The organism is Jiella marina (genome assembly GCF_024359545.1).
Lineage (GTDB): Bacteria > Pseudomonadota > Alphaproteobacteria > Rhizobiales > Rhizobiaceae > Jiella.
Genome location: NZ_JAKQZG010000001.1, coordinates 506,669 through 523,582, shown reverse-complemented (window position 1 = coordinate 523,582; position 16,914 = coordinate 506,669). Strand labels below are relative to the sequence as shown.

Annotated in this window: 15 protein-coding genes; 7 read left to right on the top strand and 8 right to left on the bottom strand. The window is 61.8% G+C overall.

Annotated features, from left to right (window positions below):
* Positions 1-314 precede the first annotated feature (314 nt).
* From MF134_RS02430 to MF134_RS02400, 7 genes are all read right to left on the bottom strand, one after another.
* Positions 315-1,496 (bottom strand): helicase RepA family protein, encoded by a 1,182-nt coding sequence (locus tag MF134_RS02430; protein WP_255337789.1) that lies wholly within the window; start codon positions 1,494-1,496, stop codon positions 315-317.
* Entirely contained in the window at positions 1,493-2,401 is a 909-nt protein-coding gene (locus tag MF134_RS02425) for a DUF7146 domain-containing protein (protein WP_255337788.1), read from the bottom strand. The genes MF134_RS02430 and MF134_RS02425 overlap by 4 nt, the downstream gene beginning before the upstream one ends.
* A 205-nt stretch (positions 2,402-2,606) precedes the next feature.
* Positions 2,607-2,849, bottom strand: a complete 243-nt coding sequence (locus tag MF134_RS02420) for a hypothetical protein (RefSeq protein ID WP_255337787.1) — start codon at positions 2,847-2,849, stop codon at positions 2,607-2,609.
* The gene (locus MF134_RS02415) at positions 2,846-3,064 is read right to left on the bottom strand and encodes a hypothetical protein (RefSeq protein ID WP_255337786.1); all 219 of its coding nucleotides are present in this window, start codon (positions 3,062-3,064) and stop codon (positions 2,846-2,848) included. The genes MF134_RS02420 and MF134_RS02415 overlap by 4 nt, the downstream gene beginning before the upstream one ends.
* Positions 3,065-3,367: 303 nt before the next feature.
* Positions 3,368-3,964 (bottom strand): hypothetical protein, encoded by a 597-nt coding sequence (locus MF134_RS02410; RefSeq protein WP_255337785.1) that lies wholly within the window; start codon positions 3,962-3,964, stop codon positions 3,368-3,370.
* 23 nt (positions 3,965-3,987) lie between these two features.
* The gene (locus tag MF134_RS02405) at positions 3,988-5,232 is read right to left on the bottom strand and encodes a tyrosine-type recombinase/integrase (RefSeq protein WP_255337784.1); all 1,245 of its coding nucleotides are present in this window, start codon (positions 5,230-5,232) and stop codon (positions 3,988-3,990) included.
* A 295-nt stretch (positions 5,233-5,527) separates the two neighbouring features.
* Complete coding sequence (locus MF134_RS02400; RefSeq protein ID WP_255337783.1) at positions 5,528-6,013, bottom strand: hypothetical protein; 486 nt, start codon at positions 6,011-6,013, stop codon at positions 5,528-5,530.
* A 147-nt stretch (positions 6,014-6,160) separates the two neighbouring features.
* Here MF134_RS02400 and MF134_RS02395 point away from each other — a divergent pair, with 147 nt between their 5' ends.
* Genes MF134_RS02395 through MF134_RS02365 form a run of 7 tightly spaced genes read left to right on the top strand, consistent with a single transcriptional unit; the run spans position 6,161 to position 16,007 of the window.
* Positions 6,161-7,360 carry a hypothetical protein gene (locus MF134_RS02395; protein ID WP_255337782.1) on the top strand — a complete coding sequence of 400 codons (1,200 nt, stop codon included), beginning with the start codon at positions 6,161-6,163 and terminating at the stop codon, positions 7,358-7,360.
* A 26-nt stretch (positions 7,361-7,386) separates the two neighbouring features.
* Complete coding sequence (locus tag MF134_RS02390; protein WP_255337781.1) at positions 7,387-8,700, top strand: DUF2254 domain-containing protein; 1,314 nt, start codon at positions 7,387-7,389, stop codon at positions 8,698-8,700.
* Positions 8,697-11,696 carry a UPF0182 family protein gene (locus MF134_RS02385; RefSeq protein WP_255337780.1) on the top strand — a complete coding sequence of 1,000 codons (3,000 nt, stop codon included), beginning with the start codon at positions 8,697-8,699 and terminating at the stop codon, positions 11,694-11,696. Before MF134_RS02390 ends, MF134_RS02385 begins: the two co-directional genes overlap by 4 nt.
* A gap of 5 nt (positions 11,697-11,701) precedes the next feature.
* Positions 11,702-12,385, top strand: a complete 684-nt coding sequence (locus MF134_RS02380; protein WP_255337779.1) for a hypothetical protein — start codon at positions 11,702-11,704, stop codon at positions 12,383-12,385.
* Positions 12,382-12,543, top strand: a complete 162-nt coding sequence (locus MF134_RS02375) for a hypothetical protein (protein ID WP_255337778.1) — start codon at positions 12,382-12,384, stop codon at positions 12,541-12,543. The genes MF134_RS02380 and MF134_RS02375 overlap by 4 nt, the downstream gene beginning before the upstream one ends.
* 51 nt (positions 12,544-12,594) lie before the next feature.
* Positions 12,595-13,125, top strand: coding sequence for a PadR family transcriptional regulator (locus tag MF134_RS02370; protein ID WP_255337777.1), 531 nt, complete (start codon positions 12,595-12,597; stop codon positions 13,123-13,125).
* 53 nt (positions 13,126-13,178) lie between these two features.
* On the top strand, positions 13,179-16,007 hold the full coding sequence (locus tag MF134_RS02365) for a hypothetical protein (protein ID WP_255337776.1): 2,829 nt from the start codon (positions 13,179-13,181) through the stop codon (positions 16,005-16,007).
* A gap of 250 nt (positions 16,008-16,257) precedes the next feature.
* On the opposite strand, the gene MF134_RS02360 is transcribed toward MF134_RS02365, so the two are convergent.
* The gene (locus MF134_RS02360; RefSeq protein WP_255337775.1) at positions 16,258-16,887 is read right to left on the bottom strand and encodes a TetR/AcrR family transcriptional regulator; all 630 of its coding nucleotides are present in this window, start codon (positions 16,885-16,887) and stop codon (positions 16,258-16,260) included.
* Positions 16,888-16,914 lie beyond the last annotated feature (27 nt).

The following is a 16,914-nucleotide window of genomic DNA, read 5'->3' as shown; positions in this document are numbered from 1 at the left end:
GTCAGTTATGAGCCAAGAATCCAGTGCTGTAAAGCTTGATTAGACGGGGTTTTTGCGCCATGTTATGGCTTGCTAGCATCTGATATCAAATCAGGTGCAGGTAGCTGCAGCCGCAGCAGAGGGCGGGACTTCGAAGTCGAGAAATTCCGCCTCGCAGGGGAGGGACTCGGGAACCGACTTCAACCTGTCGGACAACTCACTTCGTCCGGGGCGGGACGCCGGGACACCCTTAGGGGTGTGTCCCGTCCCGTCCCGTCTGGCCTACCGGGACGCATCGGGACATGTCCCGTTTTGTCCCGTCTGTCCCGCTTCGGCTATGCGGCATCGGAAACCCGCCAAACATGTTGATCAAAGAAGGCGATGACGCCTCGCTCCTGAAGGGCTTCGCGAACTCGCTGAAACGCCTTCTTTCGGCTGTCGGGATTGTCTGTGTCGGCTACGATGCGACGGTAATATTCTGATCGCCAATGCTCGACGGGAACAACCTTGCACGGTGGCCAGTCATTTCCTGTCTTGCGTTCGCCATGAGCTTCAAGGGCATCGTCGAGGGCATGCATGGCGGTTCGCTGCTTCACGGTCAGGCTGCGGGCTCTGGACGCCTCGGCTTCAACGACAATGCAGGTCCTGACCGGATCGCCATCCTGATCGACTCCGATTTCGACATCCGAGAGAGCAAAGCCGAAAGCATCACCGCCCCGGTGGTCGCGCTGCTTCTGGACTGTCGCGGTGCGATTTCCCGCTTCGTCCAAGGTTATTTCGATTTCAGTGTCTGTGGCCGCCCGCAGGGATGAATGTCCCCGCGCACCCTTCGCCGTGTCTTTGCCGGTATGGTGGACAACCATGATGTGGGTGTTGGTCGCCAGCCGTATGCGATCGACGTTCTTCACGAACGCGGTCATGTCCGCCGGGCCATTCTCGTCGCCGCCCGCAAGGACACGGCTCAATGTGTCGATCACGATCAAGACGACTTTGCCGCGCGACTCCAGAGATGCGGCAAGGTCAATGACGCGCTGGACATCAGCTTGGGGATGTAAGAGGTCCAGTCCCGCGCGGCGTAGAGCAAGCGGAACATCGGTCGATCTATCCGATTGGCGGAGCGCGACAATGCGGTTAGCAATGCCGTTACCACCTTCTGCGGCGAGATAAAGCACAACGCCACTATTGACTCGGCGCCCTCGCCAATCCCGACCAATAGCAACGTGGTAGGCCAAATCTAGAGCAAAAAACGTCTTTCCGCTGTTTGACGGGCCATAGATGACCGACATCGCTGTTCTGTCCAGTAGCTCCTTTATGATGTACTGGGAAGTCAAAGATGGTGTCAGGTCATCAAACCACTCAATTTCGCCGATCATCGAGGGGGTGGCCTGACCTTGGACTGGTTGCGCACCCCCCAACTCAATCGGAGCGAATGGCCGCTCGTCATCCTGGCCTGCGTCGGCCATCGTCAGACTGCGCACGTTCAGGTGTTTGCGGATGCGCTCGGGATCGATCGTCATGCCGCAGCCCTCCGCAGCACGTCGTTCAAGTCGCCGGCCACCTTGGGCTCCACGACCATCACTTCTCGATCAGCTTCCAACCATCGACGAGCACACTGACGAACCGCCATTGCATTCGCGCCGCTGTCGTCGGTTTCGGCGAGGATCGTCAGAGCCTCGATGCCATTAAGGACAGGGAAGTTGGTAATCGCTCCGCATGATCCGAGAGCCCAAGTCGGCGCGAAACCGGCCATGCGCCCAGACAGGGCGCTTTCGATGCCCTCGGCGATCGTCAAACCGAGCGACACTTCGGGGTCGGCGTCGAGCTTGATCGCAGCGTCTTTGGCACGGCCGAGCATCCTCCGGCCAAGCTTTCTTCCTTCAAGGTCGAGAAAGGTCCGATGTACGCCGCAGGGCTGATCAGTGTGAATGTCGCGGTATAACGCGACCATCGCCGGTACCCTCTGACCATCGAAGAGCAGGCCAGGATGGTATCGTAAGACCGTGCCGCACATGCCCTCACCGAGGGCGAGATGACGGCTTTCGAGATAAGCCTCGACGACGGTCCCGCGCGGCTCCAGAGACGACCTCCAGATGTTGCCGGCGATGGTTTCGGTTTGCTGATCGTTCAAGCTTGCCTCGACGCGCTCTTTTGATTGCGTCGAGCGTAGATCCTCACTCCGGGCGTCATGTTTCCCGTGGTACGAATTTCGTCCGACCAAACCGAGCCGATCGCGAACGTGATCGCGGCAATCGCCGAAATCGTCGCCGGCATGACTATAGACCGTGAAGCCGTCGGTAGCGCTCGACGCAATCCGCACTGAAAGGCTTCGGTCCTTCAGGGAGTGACCAGGACCAGGGCAGAGAATCTGGTCACGCCCGGCGACATCGCCGCCGAGCTGTTGAGCGAGAGCGCGAAGGTCCATCAATGCGACCTCGCACGGATCAAATATGCTTCTTTGAGCGCCGCACATGCCGCCACCGGAGAAAGGCCGAACCGGTTACAGAGGGCGGGGATAATCGGCGAGGGCTTCTCGTGTGGCGGGAGAGTGGCAAGCCAGGCTGCTGCCTCGTCGATCGCTGCCGAATGTTCGTGTGACAGCCCGGTAGTTCCGCCAAGAGGGACAATGGTCACTGACGCGGCTCCTCTTCCGAACGGTCGAAGAGCCGAACACCTAGATCGCGAGCCCATGAGAGAGCGGCACGATCGGCTGCGTCGCGGTCGGGTCCAACGTAATCGGTGATTTCCCCGCCATCGCAATCAATGACGCTGACGATGAAGAGCCAGCGTCCGACCATAGTCGGGTCGTCGCCGCCGAAGCACCGGCCGGAATCAATACGGACGCATCCGGGGCTGAAGGGGATGACGCTCATTCTGCGCCTCCCATGGTGAAGGCGCTGACTGCGAACAATTTGCCGTCGCGCGGAACGATTGCGGAAATTTTGCCGCTGATTTCGGCGCTCGGCATAGATTTCCCAGGTCGGGCGCTGTATGTCTTGAGACTGAAAACGCTGCCCTGCGATTTCGCTTTGCCGCCGTTCCGGGCTCCGACCCCCGGTGCGGCGGCTTCCAATTTGAGAGCCACCATTACGCAGCCCTCCCAGCCTTGCGGCGCTCCCACGCCTCCAGGGGTGCAAGTGGCCAATATCTGCGCTTGTTGATGTATACTGGTTCAGGAAATTCGAGCCGGTCGTCTTTCTGCCAACGGTAGAGCGTCATCATGCTGATGCCGTACCGGGCTGCGACCATAGCGGCGGGAAGGTATCCGTCCGCGGGTGTTGCGATGTTTGACATTGTTGCCTCGCGTGATTGCTTGTCGCTTGCGAGGCGGAATGTGACGAGACCCGCGTCTCTCGTCTAAGGTGGGATCTCCGGAAAAAAATCGCGAGATCTAGGAGGGTGGCCTCAATATGCTGCGCAAGGCCTGCCGCCCAGCCTTTTCGTAACCTTGGTCAGTCAGCACAGCGTCTACAACCTTAGGGAAGACACTTTCTGATTCAGGACTTGCTGGCTGACCAAAGGATAAACTCCAAGCTTGCGCCAATTCATGGATAAGCATTCTTGCGATCCTTCCGGGCGATGGATCGTGAGGTCCTGGGCCAAGCTTGCCCGCAGTAGAAACAGCTTCGGCCGCTTCTAGCAACCTCTCAATGTCGTCTCTGATCTTTACGGTTTTTCGCTGCTCACGAAGCGTGCAATCGAATAAATCAAAATCGTCCTCCGAAAGATCAGATAATGCATCAAGCAGGAACTTGGCTTTTCGAGCCACTTTGTCGGCGCGCTGCGCTTCGATGCCGACCGGTTCCTCGGACCTTTTGGAACAATTCGCATGTTCAATTGCATATTTTAGCCGAGATAGAAACTCTTCTTGCGCATCGCGATTGCGATAAGATTTTTCTGTTCGACTGTTTAGTATTGATAAGATTTTCGAGCGCAAATCATGTGAAATCTCTATCAGCTCTATCCAGCCTGCACTTTCACGTGACATTCTGAGCCTCATGAAAAACGACGCTATTGCACCGACCTAATCTCAAGAACATTGCTTGGCTTCACCGTGACAAGCCCTTCGACAAAATTGGACCAAGCCTCTAAGGCCCGACGCCTTTCGTCGAGGAATTCGTGTCTCTGATAGACCGCGACGATGCCGCCGAAGGTGCCTGACGTGTGATTGAGAATCTTCTCGACGACAGCGATCCCGATGCCGAGGCTCGCCATTCCTGAGGCTGCAGTACGCCGGAGATCATGAAGCCGCCACGGCGGCACGCGGGAAGCTTCCTCTTCCTCGACGATCTCTCCGATTTTCGCGTCGAGCATAGCTTTCATCCGAGAAAAGCCAGACACGGCCGTCTTGCCGGTGGTGGTGAAGACGAAATCCGAGCCATTGAACTTCGGCACGTCTTTGAGGATCGTGACAGCCTGCGGCGACAGTGCCACTACATGCGCCTTATCGTTCTTCACGCGATCTCGGGGAATGGTCCAGGTTGCGGATGATAGATCGACCTCTGACCAGCGCATGCCGGCCACCTCGTCGCGTCTCTGGCCCGTGAGGAGAAGCAGGCGGACTAGAGGGCCGAAGGGATAGCCGAGATCGTCACTGGCTTTCCATACGAGCGCAACCTCGCGATCCTCAAGGACACGATCTCGCCGCAGCTCTGTCGCTGGCTTGGCCACGCCTTGGCAGAAATTGGCGTCTATCAGACCGCGACCGACACACCAGTTCGCGAATTTGTTCAGATTGGCGAGCGTTCGGTTCGCGGTGTACGGGGCAGGGCGGTCAACGATGTCGTCGAGCAACTTGACAACATCGCCCCGCTTGATCTCGCCCAGCCGCTTCGAGCCCCAAACCGGGATCACTTCCTTGCGGAATAGCCGTTCGACCTCTGATGCGCTTCGGTTCCGGGCAACGTGACGCTGCAGAAAGATGTCGACCTGCTTTTCGATGGTGTCGTCCGGGTCGATGTTCGTGACTGCCATCGCCTTCGCTTCGGCTTTCTGCCGGGCCGGGTCGGCGCCCTCGGAAGCGGCCCGTAAGAGCACGCCAGCTGCCTCCCGCGCGGCTTTGAGGTCGAAGGCAGGGTAGGAACCCACCGTGACCTTGCGGGGCTTTCCAGCGTGCCGATAGCGAACCGCCCATGATTTCCTCCCTGTCGGCTGGATGACGAGATAGAGCCCCGTCAGTCCACCGTCGGGAATTTCGCGCCGAACGGTCTCGGGTTTCAGCTTCTCGACAGCCGCCGCAGTGAGGGGCTTTGCCATGCTCGATCTCCGGGGTAACAGAAGGCCGGGGTATCAATTGGGTAACGGATCGAGCTTGTTATGGAACGTTATCCCGTGTCAATATCAGACGATAACATTCTTGCAAAAGGCTTATTATGTAGGGCCTTTGCGAAGACCTTATGTTAGGGTTTGTTACCCGATGAGAGGGTGTTGCACATTCTTCCTAATCTGAGGGTCACAGGTTCGAATCCTGTCGGGATCACCAGTCAAATCAGGAACTTGATGCTTCCTCTATCTTCGGCGTCGGGACCGAGTTGCGACAGGCCTTGCGCCTCTACGCTTTCGGCTCTTTCCGGGCGGCGATTCTGACCGCGGCAGCGGCGCGGGTCTTTTCGAGCGTGCCCCGAGCGTAGAAAGCCGTCGTCGGAATCTTTGTATGGTGGCGCGTCGTTTCCAGATCGTCGCCTGCCGACATTGCCTCGCTCGCCACGCCAGCGCGCGCCAAGGGTTCACCGTGTTGCGTCGGGAAACCGGCCTGGTGACCAAGGTCCCTGGCCGCAACCTTTCGCGAATTATCCCCTCGGCGTCGCCAAAAATTCAGCGACAAGCACAAGCGCCGCTGCGTATCGGGGTTCGCAGGAGATGATGACGCCTTCTCCGCCATCGCTTGATGCCGCGAGCCCGCAATGTCCCTGCGGCTGCTTTCGTGTGGCCAGGAAAGAACGCTCGGCGAATCGAATGACTGTCGGCCGCAGGCGATCTCCTCCTTTAAGAATAATTCTAAAAACATGGCAAACGAATTTAATACATAGAAATACAAAATTATTTTCAAAATACGTTTAAGTCGTATGATAACTAAAGTCGATTTGAATAAAATTCAAAGTATAATATTCAATTAAAGACGTTATAATATTTTTATTGCCACTCTCCATCGTTAAGTTTTGGTTTTGCAGATTGAAGGTGCTGCGTGCTGGTTCTGGTCGCAGGGGTTTTCCTGAATGCGTTCGTGCTGCTCGACGTCTTTCTGACCGTCCTCGACACGAATGGCCGGAGCCTCTTTTCGAACAAGGTTTATCGCGGGCTTTGGTGGGGGTTCAGGCAACTTGCCCGGCTCGTTCCGCCCCAGAGCCACCACGAAATGCTGAGCTTTGCGGCGCCCTTGATGATCCCGGTGGTGATCGGCGTCTGGACGATCGGGCTCGTTGTCGGCTTCGCATTGATCTACTTCGGGGGATTGCAGCCGGACGACTATTTCACTGGTGGTAACTCCCAACCGGATCTCGCCAACGCCCTACGTCTGAGCTTCGTCACCCTGTCGACGATCGGCTTCGTCGAGATCAGTCCGTCCAACATGGCCTACTCCGTGACGGTCGCGCTGGAGGCGATCCTCGGCAGCATCGTCATCACGCTGACCGTCACCTACTATCTCGGCGTCCAGAGTATCCTGTCCGGCTTCAGCCGGGCGGGAACGCTGCTCATCCAGCGGCTTGACGTCGCGGGCGGAGAGCCTTCCCCAGCGCTCGCATCCGCCAAGGGGCATGACGAAGCGGCTCTCAAGGCGCGCCTTCAGGAGATGCAGGAGCTCGTGGTCGATCTGCACGAAGGCCTGCATCGCTACCCGATCGTCTATTTCTTCCGCCCGAAACGCCAGGAACGCGGCTATCCGCAGACCCTGCGCCGCATCGCGGAATCATGCGCCGCCCTGTCCTGGCAGGTCTCCTCGAACCGGATGGAGAGCCTGGAGCCCCTGCTGACGGGGCTGCGCCGGTCGCTCCTGGAACTCGCCGATGATTTGCGTGACGAGATCGTGCCGGTGCGCCGCCGCACACGGGCCGTGCCTGTTTCGCGCGAGAGCTTTGCTGCGGCGAGTCGCGGCGAGCTCTACGCGCCCGATCCATGGGTCGAACGGTTCCTGGGCGGGATGGTGGCCGTACAAGGCGGCATCGCCAACCGCGACGAGGAAGGTCTGGATGCCGCCTTCGCCGCTTATCGCCAGTGGCTCGGCTTCGCCGTGCCGATGCATGATCTCGAAGAGGCAATGCTGGCCGATCTCGGCTATTCCGAACGGCTGCGGCCGGGCCGGTCTTCTTCGCTCGTATCGATCATCGCGCAGGGACCGAAGGATCGGCCGCAGCCGCTCGAGCACATTGGCGGAGCAGGGCTGTGATCACGCGCCTGCGAGTCAAGACCCATTTGGCGCGCCTCAAGCTTGCCTTCGCCAACGCGGTGTGGGTGGTGCCGGTCACCCTGGCGATCACCGCTCTTTGTGCCGCTCAGGTGCTGATCGAGGTCGGCTTCACCATGCCAAGCCAGCTCAGCTTCTTCCTTTCGACGGGTGGCGCGGTCGGCGCTCGCGACTTCGTTCAGACCGTCGCCACCACGTCCTTGACCGTCGCGACACTGGTCTTCTCGATCGCCATGGTCGTGCTGCAGCTTGCCAGCTCGCAATACTCTCCCCGGCTGCCCGGACAGTTCCTGCGCAGTCGGGGCACGCAGATCATCATCGGCATCTTCATCTTCACCTTCGTCTACAGTCTGACGGTGGTGCGAGCGATCCGGGCGGACGAGTCCTTCGTGCCGAGCTTCGCGGTGACTGTGGCCTTCGTCCTCATTCTCTGCTGCATCGTCGCCCTGATCGTCTTCATCCATCACGTGGTGCAGTCCATTCGGGTGGAGAGCATCCTCGGCTACATCGAACGCAAGACCCGCAAGGCCATCGGCGCTGCCTATCAGCGCCGGGGCGACGACTGCGGCGAAGAGCGGGAAAGCCGGATCGAAATGCCGGAAGAGGCCGAACCGATCGTCCTCGATCAGTCCGGCATCGTTCGCCGGATTGACGGCAAGGATCTCGTCCGCTTCGCCAGGAAGCGCGGCGTCGTCCTCTGCCTGGTTCGCATGATCGGCGAGCATGTCGCCGCCGGTACTCCGATCGGCTGGATCTGGGCCGATGGCGAGGGGCAAAAACCGCCCCCGGCCGACGATACGCGCGAGGAATTCACGGTCGCCATCCAGCTGACCGCCGACCGCTCGCTCGAAGACGACGTCGCCTTCGGCTTCGTCCAGTTGACCGACGTGGCCTTGCGGGCTCTGTCTCCGGCCATCAACGATCCCACGACCGCCTGCAACGCGATCTCCTCGCTGGAGATTCTCCTCGTCAAACTGACCGGTTTCCGGCTCGGCAATCGGCAGTTCCATGACGAGGAGGGTATCCTGCGGGTCCTCGTTCCCCAGCCGACCTTTGCCGATCTTCTCGACCGCGTCATCACGCCGATCCGCCAGGCTGCGCCCGACGACATCACCATCGCGGTCTGCCTTTGCGACATGCTTTCCGACATCGCCCGAGCCGCACAGACCGACGAGCAGCGGAGCGCCGTGGCCACGCAGCTCGAGAGAATTGAGGAAGCGTTCAAGGGCGCAGCCCAGCAATCCGTCGACGTCGAACGTCTGATCCACGCTGCGAACCGGGTCAATTCAGCCCTCGAGGGCTACACGCCGAGGTCGCCATGACGCTGCGAACATGGATCGCCATCCGCGCGCTTCTCATCTATCTGATCGGCAATCTGACGAGCCGGGTCCTTCTGACGATCATTGCGATCGCCGTCGCGCTCATCCTGGTTCTTCTGTCGATCTGGGCCTACACCGAAATCCTCTGGTACGATGCGATCGGCTATCTCGAAGTCCTCCTGACGATGTTCGAGGTGCAGTTCTGGATGGCGGTCTGCCCGTTCGTGGCCATGAGCGCCTTCGTCATCGTCAACATGAACATCGCTCGCCGGGCGGCCCCGTTCGATCGCGTGATCTCGGCGGGAGAGCGGCGGATCGACCGCTGGCGGCGCATTCTCGCGCCGGTGGCCCGGCCGATCATCACAGCGATCGGCCTTCTGTGCGGCCTGATCATCGCGCTCGCGGTCTTTGTCCACTGGGACACCTATCTGTTGTGGTCGAACGGACCGGAATGGGGGCGCGACGACCCGCAGTTCGGGCGCGATCTCGGCTACTTCATGTTCCGCCTACCGATGTACACGCTCGTCCATCGCTGGACGTTCATCGGGCTTCTCGTCACGCTGGTCCTGACTGCCCTGACGAGCTACCTCTTCGGCGGTCTGCGACCGCAGGCGCCCGGCGCCAAGATCCCCTTCCTCGTCAATCTCCATCTCTCCGGGCTGATGATCGGTCTGATGGTCCTGCTCGGCTGGGGGATGGTCCTGGAACTCCATCTCCTCAGCTATTCAGAGCGCGGCGTGATCACCGGCCTCGGCTTCACCGACTCCAACGCCAGTCTCGTCGCCTACAAGTTCGTCGCGACGGCCGTGGTGACGGGTTTCATCCTGTTCCAGATCAACATCCGCAAACCCGGCTGGATCATTCCGACCGTCGCCCTGATCTGGCTGTTCCTGATCGGCCTTTCCATCGCGCGGTTCTACCCGAACATCTATCAGCTCCTCATTGTCGAGCCGCAGGAACTCGAGCGGGAATATCCCTTCATCGAGGATCACCTCGCCTTCACCCGTTACGGCTTCGATCTTGACCGGGTGGAGAGGCGCGCCGTGCGCGGCACCGCCGAGCTGACATCGACGGATCTCGAAACGTACCGGACGTCGATCGAGCGGACCCGGCTCTGGGATCCTGACACGATGACGATCAACTTCCGGGAGCTTCAGGCCCTCAGAACCTATTTCGACTTCCAAACGGTGGACGTCGATCGCTATGAGGTCGATGGAGAGAAGACCCTGCTTCTGATCGGCGCCCGCGAGGTTGCGCTCGATCGCCTGCCGGAAGATTCAAAACGGTGGGAGACGGCGCGGCTCATCTACAGCCATGGCTATGGGCTCGCCGCCGCCTCCGGCACCCGCTTCACCCCGGCGGGCCTGCCGGAATTCCTGGTGCGCGACCTGCCGGTGCAGGGGCTGGAGGCCATTCGCTCGGTCAATCCCCGTATCTACTACGGCGAGCGATCTCCGGAGCATTCCATCGTCACCACCAGCACGGTCGAGCTGGACAGGCCGATCGACGCCAGTTCGGTGTCGCCTCCCAAGAGGCGGCCCGACACTGCCGACAAGGAAGACGACTGCGCCGACGCTCGCTCGAACGAGACCACTGCAACGACGATGGACGGAGGGAAAGAGGGAACGCCGGCGGGCTGCAGGCCTGAACGGGTCGGTTTCGCGTTCTACGACTATTCCGGAACCGGCGGCGTCATGGTCGACGACCTGGTGCGCCGGCTCGTCTTCGCCATCCGCTTCTGGGATATCCGGCTGGCGCTGACTTGGTTGCTCGAAGACGACACGAAGGTTCTCTTCCACCGCGAGATCCGCGAGCGCGTCCACCGCGTGGCGCCTTATCTCAAGCTCGACCGCAATCCATATCCGGTCGCCGTCGACGGGCGGATCAAATGGATCGTCGAGGGCTACACCGTCTCCGACATGATGCCCTATTCGCGGCGGATCAATCTGACCGATCTGACCCAGGTCGATGAACCCAAGCAGGACACCGGTGGGCTCATCCCCGACGAGTTCGTCAGCAAGGAAGCCTCGCTCTCGGGAACGGCGAACTACATCCGCGGCAGCGTCAAGGCCGTGGTCGACGCCTATGACGGCTCGGTGACGCTCTATGTCATGGACCCGGACGACAAGGTCCTGGAGGCTTGGCGAAGAGTCTTTCCGGACACGTTCACGCCGCTTGAAGAAGCCTCGGCCGAGCTGAAGGCGCATTTCCGCTATCCGCAGGATCTCTTCAAGATCCAGTCCGTGATGTGGGGCGACTACCACATGCGCACGCCGGAGGCCTACTATACCCGGGAGGCTGCATGGCGAATCCCGCCGGATACCGCCTTCATCTCGCTTCGCCGCGAGCGCAAGACGGCGGATCACGAACGGCGGCGCCGGAGCCTGCGGCCATACTGGCTGATCGCACGCTTTCCCGGCGAAGAAGAAAACCAATTCGCCATCGTCCAGCCCTTCAGCCCGGACAAGCGCAATCTCCTCAGTGGCTATCTTGTCGGCTTCAGCGACGGGGCGAATTACGGGCGGATCGTCTCGTATGATTTCCCGCCGACAACACCGGTTCTCGGTCCCGCTCAGGCGCAGGCGCGGATCGATCAGGACACGCGGATCTCGGCCTGGATGACGCTGCGCATGCAGTCCGGATCGCGAGTCTCCCGCGGCCAGCTCGTCACGCTGCCGATCGCCGACACGCTTCTCTACGTCCAGCCGCTCTTCGTCCAGGCGGACAAGTCCTCGGTTTCGGAGCTTCTCGGAGCCGATCTCTCGTCGCTCCCGGAACTGAAGAAGGTGGTGGTGGTCAATGGCGACCGTGTGGTCATGCGCGACACGCTGAAAGCCGCCCTCGGCGCCGCCGTAGGAGAGGAAGCATCGGGTGCTGGGCCGTTGCGACGGCAGTCCTCGATCAAGCCATCCTCCACCTCCAGCGGGGAGGGCGCCACCGGCTTTTCGTCCGACCGACCGGTTTCGACAGACCCTCTCCATGACCAGGAACGAAGGTGACCGAAATGCTGACGCTCATCCTCGTCGTCGCGCTTCTCGTCCTTCTTGTCACCGTCCTGGTGGCAGCGATGCGGCGCTACGATGCGAACAACTATTTCGATCAGGACCGGCAGCCGTTCTATGCCGAGCCGGACATGCTGGTCGCTGCCGGGCTCCTCTATTCCCAGAAGGATCGGGATCGGAACGAGCAGCGCACCTATACCGTCACGCCCGCCGGAGAGGCCGGATTGCGAGCGTGGCTGAGGGAGCCTTCGAACGATCCGGGGTTCCTCGAACATCATTTCGCCGGGCTGGTCCAGCCGTTCGACAAGGCTCGCATCGCCCAGCGGCGCCTGGCGCTGCATCGATCGCGCCTCGCCGAATACGAACGGATCGAACTCCTCCTCGTGAATCGACCGGAATGGCGTTACGCGCTTTCTGCCGCCCGCATCGGTGTGCGCTTCGAGCGTCGCTGTCTGGACTTCTGGAGCGCCGTCGACAGCGAGAAGCCGATCGAGAAGCAGCCGGACGGGGGCGAGGGGGAAGCGGAGACGGATGGCTCGCCAAGCGATGCCGATCGAGCCGCGCAACTCGCCGAAAGCAGCATCAGGCCAAAGGCGGTCGAGGCCGGGCTCGATCCCGACGATCCACGCGGCCACGACGCAGATGAAGAGACGGTCGAGTCTCGCGGCAAGGAGGATGGGCAATGAAGCGCGTCATGCCCCGCCGCGACAAGGAAAGCCGCTTCAAGGTGAGACGCCGGCTGTTCCTCGCAACACTCTTCCTGTCGCTTCTGGTCGGCTGGATCGTCGTCGGTCTGCTGCTGCCCTGGTTCGACACGACCTTCTCGGTTCCCGCGCTGAACTGAGGCCATCCCGATCACGCCATAGCCCGTGGAACGATCCGAAAGGAGAAGCCAATGCTGGTCATCATCCTCATCGTCGCCTTCATGCTGCTTCTGATCATCTATCTGGTCAGCGCCGTGAGACGGCACGACCCCGACAGCTACGTCGACAAGGACCGCGATCCGTTCTTCTCGGAACTCTCCCGGTTGGCAGCGGCCGGCCTCCTTTACGAGCAGGAGGAGTCTTCCTTCGGCCGGCCCCGCAAGTCCTACACGATTACCCCCGCCGGCGAGGCGGCCCTTAGAACCTGGCTTCGCGAGCCGATGAACGATCCGGGCATGGTCCGACTCTACTTTGCCGGCATCGTCGCTCCGGCGGATGTGATGGCGCTCGCACGCCAGCAGCGGCAGCGCCACGAGGAGCGCCTGCAGAAATACGACGCCGTCGATGCGCTGCTCGACGGCCGCGAAGACGAATTCTCCTCCGCCGTCGAGACGGCACGTCTCGGACGCCGCTTCGAGGAAATGTGCGTCCGCTTCTGGGCGGACGAAGTGGATCTCCCGATCAACGCCGGCGCGACGGAAACGGAGGCAAGAGCGGCATGAGCATCGTTCGAACGACGATCCGAAAACCAGCCCACGGACGAGAGGATTTCGCCATGACCCGACAAATGAGAAGTTTCGCCGCCGTTGGCGTTACGGCTGTTGGCCTCTGCGCGGCACCGACGTCGCTGATCGCTCAAGAGAAACAGGCCGAGGATACTGCCAACCGGAAGAGCATCGTCCAGGCCGACGAAGAGACGCGCAAGGCCAGCACCGCTCGCATCGATCAGACGGGGGCGCTCAACCGCGCCGACGGCGACGTCGGCGACGCAGCGAACTTCACCTTTTTCGACGGCACCGGTCTTTCGCTCGAGCCGGCGAATGCCGGGATCTATCAGGACGGCGAGTGTTCGACTTCTCTCATCCGCCAGTTCGGAACGGCGAACCACGCCGCCATCCGGCAGGCCGATCCGGTGGGCGGCGGAGCCGATGCCTCCGTCGTGCGGATCCTGCAGGGCGAAAGCGGTGGCCGGTCCGAGGACGGTATCGCCCTCGTCGATCAGAAGGGCGACGGCAGCAGCGTCACGATCGAGCAGAACGGGACACAGAACCGCTCCTTCGCGGCGCAGACCGGCAATCTTGGTCCGGACGCTTTCGACGAGGCTGCCGTTCAAGAAGCGAAAGATGCCAGCGAAATTCCGGTTTCTCAGGGTGGTAACAAGCAGACCCAGAAGATTTCCGGCAATGCCAACGAGAGCCAGGTCGCCCAGGATGGAACCGGCCTCGAAGCCGAGGTGAGCCTTTTGAACTCCGAAGGTGATGCCGGTCGGATCAGCCAAAGGGGTGTGGGGCACAAGGCTTCCTATTCGGCAAAGAGTGGCGGAAGGCGGGAGGGTGAGATCGTCCAGAACGGCTCCGTCGCCAACAACGCCGATGCCGATATCACCGGCGACGATCATCGCGCCGAGATCCGTCAGGAAGGCAACGGCGGCCGCAGCACCGCGAGCCTCGTTCAGGCCGGCAAGAGGCACGAGGCCGCCATTCGCCAGGCCGGAGCGAAAGGGGACGAGAGCGGCAACGAAGCGTCGGTCGATCAGGCTGGCGACGGCAATTCCGGACGTGTGGCGCAGACGGAGGGGGCCGCCAATGTCGCGGATATCGGGCAGGAGGGCGAGACGTCCTCCGGGCTGACGGCCACCGTGCAGCAATCGGGGGCGGGCGGGACGAGCAAGGCCGACATCGACCAGACCGGCCGCAAGCAGTCGGCAAGGATCGAACAGTCGGGCAAGGGCGGTGGAAGCATCGCCGCCATCGACCAGTCGACGGACGGCAGCCGGGATAACGATGCGCGGACCTTTCAGGAGATCGATGCGACGGCCGGGACGGACACGATCGACATCGACCAGGGCGGAAACGCCAATCGCGCCAATGCACGCCAGACCCGAAGCGAGGGCGGGTCGGGAAGCGTCGCGACGCTCGCGCAGCCCGGCGCCGAAAATCGGGTCAATCTGCAGCAGGACGGTCCGGGCCATGTCGCCAATTCCAGCCAGGCAGGGACGACGAACAATGCGGAGCTCGCTCAAAAAGGCTCCGGCGGGCACAAGAGCGATCTCGACCAGAACGGCAGCGGCAATCGCGGGGTTATCGAGCAGAGGGGGACGGGCGGCACCGACGTCGCCGCCATCGACCAGTCCGCGGCGGATGCCAACAGCAACGAAGCGGTGATCGCCCAGTCCGGCAAGAGAGGCCTGAACACCGCTGACATCGACCAGGGCGAGGCGGACAATCGTGCCGAGATCCGCCAGGAGGGCGATGAGGGCGGGACGGGGGCGAAAGCGACGATCAGCCAGCCCGGCAGCGCCAGCCGCGCCTCCATCTCGCAGGACGGCCAGGCGCATGTTGCCAATGCCAGCCAGGCTGGAAAGGGTAACAAAGCGGAACTCTCGCAGAAGGGCTCCGGCGGGCACACGAGCGACCTCGACCAGAACGGCAGCAGCAATCGCGGCATCATCGCGCAGGATGGCGATGGCGGCGCGAACAAGGCGGCGATCGATCAGTCCGCGGTGGGCGCGAAGAGCAACGAAGCGGAGATTGCCCAGATCGGTGAAAGAGGTTTCAACACCGCCGACATCGACCAGGCGAAGTCGGACAATCGCGCCGAGATCCGCCAGGAGGGGGATGAGGGCGGAACGGGCGCCAAGGCGTCGATCAGCCAACCGGGGAGCGGCAGCCGCGCCTCGATCTCCCAGGACGGGCCGGCGCTGGAGGCGTCGATCGGTCAGAACGGCCAGAGCAACCAGGGCGCCATCGTCCAGGCCGGCAAGGGAACCAGCGGCAAGGCGCAGATTTCCACCGGAGGCGACGCGCGGGACAACTGGGCGCGCATCGAGGAGTCGACCGGCGGCAACATCGCTTCGATCGACCAGACGAGCGCCGGCAACCGCGCCGAGATCACGACGCGAAACGCCGCCCCTCAAAGGGCGAGCAACGAAGCCGACATCGACCAGGGGGGCGGCGACGACAACACGGCGCGCGTCGAAATTGGCGGTGACGGGGTCGGCCGCATCGTTGCCGTCACCCAGGATGCCGCGAACTCGCGGGCCGACCTCGTGCTTTCAGGCGCGGGCGACACGATCAAGTCGACCGTGCAGCAGAGCGGCGGCGACCACGAGGTCGTCTTCAGGGCCCGCGCCGGTGACAGCGGCGGACTGACGGGCGAACTGCAACAGGACGGAGCCAGCAACATCGCTCGGGCGAGGCTGGAAGGCGATGGGCTCAAGCTGAAGCTCAAACAGGACGGGGTTGGTCACAGCGCCGACGTCGTCCTGAAGGGTAGCGGCTATTCCGTGACGATAGAGCAGACCGGCGACGGTCGAGTGTTCAAGCGCGAGTTCGACGGTCCTGCCGAAGGCGGGGGCGACTACTCGATCGTCCAAAAGCCCTGAGGGTGCAGAGCCGGGAGGTCGGTCAAAGCTGTCGTCGTGGCTCGCTTGACGCCGCGCATAGTCTTGCGCGTTCACTCGTCGAGAATGGGACCGATCGCATGGGTGCGGCCTCATGTCGTGGAGGCGGGCTTATTGCATTGCTCTGCGCCGGGCCGGACGAGTGCCCATGGAATCCCTGTCGATGCTGCGGATATTGCACCGGTGTGGTGAAATCTGAGCTCGCGCCGAACTCAGCTCACATGCGAGCGCGTCACGCGGCGCAGATGTCAGCGGGAGCGCTCTCCTCAGCTTGCCTGCCCGGCCATGACTTCATGAACTGTCTCACGACCTCTTGAAGCTCTTCCGGTCTCGCGCCGCCGTTGGCCTGAACCACCAGGCCGTTCGCGACGGTGTTGACGTATCGGCCGAGGCTTTCCGTATCGGTGTCGGCCGGGAGGTCGCCTTCGGCCTTCCACCGCTCCAGTCGTTCACAGAGACGCTTCAGGTTCGACATGCGCCTCGACATCAGGTCGTCCTTGATGGCGTCTCCCTCCGGGCTGCAGACCAGCGCGCCCTGAACCATCAGGCAACCGCAGGGGGTTCCCTCGGGGGCTTCAGCGCCGGTGAACATCATCAGGAAACATTCGATGGCACGCCGCGAGGAGGGTTGGCTCAGAAGCTCGTCGAGAAAGGCGCCACGCCGTTCGGCGTAGCGATCGACAGCCTTCTTGAACAGCTCTTCCTTGTTGCCGAAGGCGGCGTAGAGGCTGGGCTTGGTGATGCCCATGGCGGATACGAGATCGGCGAGCGACGTCCCTTCGTAGCCCTGTCGCCAGAACAGCAGGACTGCCTTGTCGAGAGCCTCGTCGACGTCGAATTCCCTCGGCCGCCCCTTGGCCATCTCGGTGCTCCTGCTGCCTTGCGTCTA

What these genes read in the sequence shown, in the direction of transcription:
- MF134_RS02420 (WP_255337787.1), bottom strand. Translation starts at nt 2,849, where the DNA reads ATGAGCGTCATCCCCTTCAGCCCCGGATGCGTCCGTATTGATTCCGGC.
- MF134_RS02425 (WP_255337788.1), bottom strand. Translation starts at nt 2,401, where the DNA reads ATGGACCTTCGCGCTCTCGCTCAACAGCTCGGCGGCGATGTCGCCGGG.
- MF134_RS02370 (WP_255337777.1), top strand. Translation starts at nt 12,595, where the DNA reads ATGCTGGTCATCATCCTCATCGTCGCCTTCATGCTGCTTCTGATCATC.
- MF134_RS02365 (WP_255337776.1), top strand. Translation starts at nt 13,179, where the DNA reads ATGACCCGACAAATGAGAAGTTTCGCCGCCGTTGGCGTTACGGCTGTT.
- MF134_RS02360 (WP_255337775.1), bottom strand. Translation starts at nt 16,887, where the DNA reads ATGGCCAAGGGGCGGCCGAGGGAATTCGACGTCGACGAGGCTCTCGAC.
- MF134_RS02415 (WP_255337786.1), bottom strand. Translation starts at nt 3,064, where the DNA reads ATGGTGGCTCTCAAATTGGAAGCCGCCGCACCGGGGGTCGGAGCCCGG.
- MF134_RS02375 (WP_255337778.1), top strand. Translation starts at nt 12,382, where the DNA reads ATGAAGCGCGTCATGCCCCGCCGCGACAAGGAAAGCCGCTTCAAGGTG.
- MF134_RS02405 (WP_255337784.1), bottom strand. Translation starts at nt 5,232, where the DNA reads ATGGCAAAGCCCCTCACTGCGGCGGCTGTCGAGAAGCTGAAACCCGAG.
- MF134_RS02430 (WP_255337789.1), bottom strand. Translation starts at nt 1,496, where the DNA reads ATGACGATCGATCCCGAGCGCATCCGCAAACACCTGAACGTGCGCAGT.
- MF134_RS02380 (WP_255337779.1), top strand. Translation starts at nt 11,702, where the DNA reads ATGCTGACGCTCATCCTCGTCGTCGCGCTTCTCGTCCTTCTTGTCACC.
- MF134_RS02385 (WP_255337780.1), top strand. Translation starts at nt 8,697, where the DNA reads ATGACGCTGCGAACATGGATCGCCATCCGCGCGCTTCTCATCTATCTG.
- MF134_RS02410 (WP_255337785.1), bottom strand. Translation starts at nt 3,964, where the DNA reads ATGTCACGTGAAAGTGCAGGCTGGATAGAGCTGATAGAGATTTCACAT.